The sequence below is a fragment of the Eudoraea sp. genome (assembly GCF_049665975.1).
In the GTDB taxonomy this organism is placed as follows: Bacteria; Bacteroidota; Bacteroidia; order Flavobacteriales; family Flavobacteriaceae; genus Eudoraea.
On the sequence record NZ_JBATGR010000409.1, the window covers coordinates 1 to 1969 of the forward strand.

Genomic DNA, 1969 nt, shown 5'->3' on the forward strand with positions numbered 1-1969 from the left:
CACATCAATTCCTGTCAAATGAGCTTCCACATCTGGAGTGGCTGCCACATAGTTTGTTGGAGTAGCAGCTACAGGGACTTGTACAGCAGTCTGATCATCAGTATCTGTATCATCCAAATAGGGTGAGAGATCAATAGGTGTTGCACCTGCATTGTTGGTTATAGTAAGTGTATTTGCTGCCAGATTCAAATCCTGAATCTCATCAGTGGGATTTCCACCTCCGGCAGCCAACGCCACATCAATTCCTGTCAAATGAGCTTCCACATCTGGAGTGGCTGCCACATAGTTTGTTGGAGTAGCAGCTACAGGGACTTGTACAGCAGTCTGATCATCGGTATCTGTATCGTCCAAATAGGGTGAGAGATCAATAGGTGTTGCACCTGCATTGTTGGTTATAGTAAGTGTATTTGCTGCCAGATTCAAATCCTGAATCTCATCGGTGGGATTTCCGCCAGCCGTTGCCAGAACAAGATCAATACCTGTTAAATGAGCTTCCACATCTGGAGTGGCTGCCACATAGTTTGTTGGAGTAGCAGCTACAGGGACTTGTACGGCAGTCTGATCATCAGTATCTGTATCATCCAAATAAGGGGAAAGATCAATAGGTGTTGCACCTGCATTGTTGGTTATTGTAAGTGTATTTGCTGCCAGATTCAAATCTTGTATCTCGTTGGCAGGATCCGCATCTGCATCATCTACATTTAATGCGGCTAATTCCGCATCGGTTGCAAAAACGGGATCCAAATCAATCGGGAAATTAGGTGTAGCTGGGGGGGTAAGAGACAATTCGGTATTATTCAATAGTAAGTTCTGAAGTTCATCTGTCGGATTGGCAGCCCCGCCTGCAGAGATACCATCAATTTCGGTTTGTAATTCTTCAATGGCGGACTGCACTTCAACGGAAAGAGTATTTCCTGTTGGTGTAAACGGTACTTCAGCAGCAACCTGGTCGTCAGTTCCTGCTGCCGTGGCCAAGGCCGTTAAATCTACTGTTTGGGTATTGCCATCTTCTAAAGTAATTGTCAGAATATTGGTAAGGTCATCAAACACAAAATTTGTAATGTTCTGATTATCAGTATCCACATTGTCCAAAAACGGATTTAAATCTACTGTGCCTCCGTCCTCAAGGGTTAATATATTTCCACCCGTTATTGTTAATTGTTGATCATCTGTACCCGCACCAGTAGCCAAAGCGGTAAGGTCTACAGTTTGCGTATTGCCATCTTCTAAAGTAATGGTCAAAACATTGGTAAGACCGTCAAAAGCAAAATTAGTAATGTTCTGGTCATCGGTATTATCCAAAAACGGATTCAGATCTACCGTGCCACCGTCCTCGAGGGTTAAAATGTTTCCACCTGTCAGAGTAAGTTGTTGATCGTCAGTTCCAGTTCCACTTAGAGGAGTAAGGTCGACACTTGCCGAAGTCCCATTTTCAATATCTATCTGCAGTGTATTCCCTGTAAGGGTTGCCGAAGTTAGGTTCTGATCGTCAGTACCAGTTCCACTCAAGGCAGAAAGGTCTACCGTGGCTGAGGCTCCGTTTTCAATATCTATTTGTAAAATATTTGCCCCGCTTAAGGTGGCTCCGGTTAAATCCTGCTCATCTGTTCCGGGATTGTTAAGTGCTGATAAATCTACGGTATTGCCATCTTCAATTATCAGATTATTTCCTGTAAGGGTAAGTTGTTGATCATCTGTCCCGGCGTTGTTAAAAGCACCTAAGTAAACTGTGTTGGCTCCCGAAATGGTTAGATTATTTCCGGCAAGTGCAAGATTCTGTATTTCATTCGTAGCATCCGTATCCCCATCCGCAGCTATTGCGGCAGTATTGGCTGCGATATCATTTTGTAGTGGGGTATTATCGTAAAAAGCTACTACATTGTCTGTAATGGAATTGTTCGGAGCCGGACTTACAATATCTGCTCCGGTAATAAAACCTGCATCATTGTTAAAGTCGTTGAGGGTTACC

The 1969-nt window shown here is 43.7% G+C and carries 1 protein-coding gene; it reads right to left on the minus strand.

The features are described 5' to 3' along the window. Positions 1 to 1969 (minus strand): hypothetical protein (locus WBN20_RS13605; RefSeq protein ID WP_424282082.1); only part of this gene is annotated, 1969 nt, incomplete at both ends.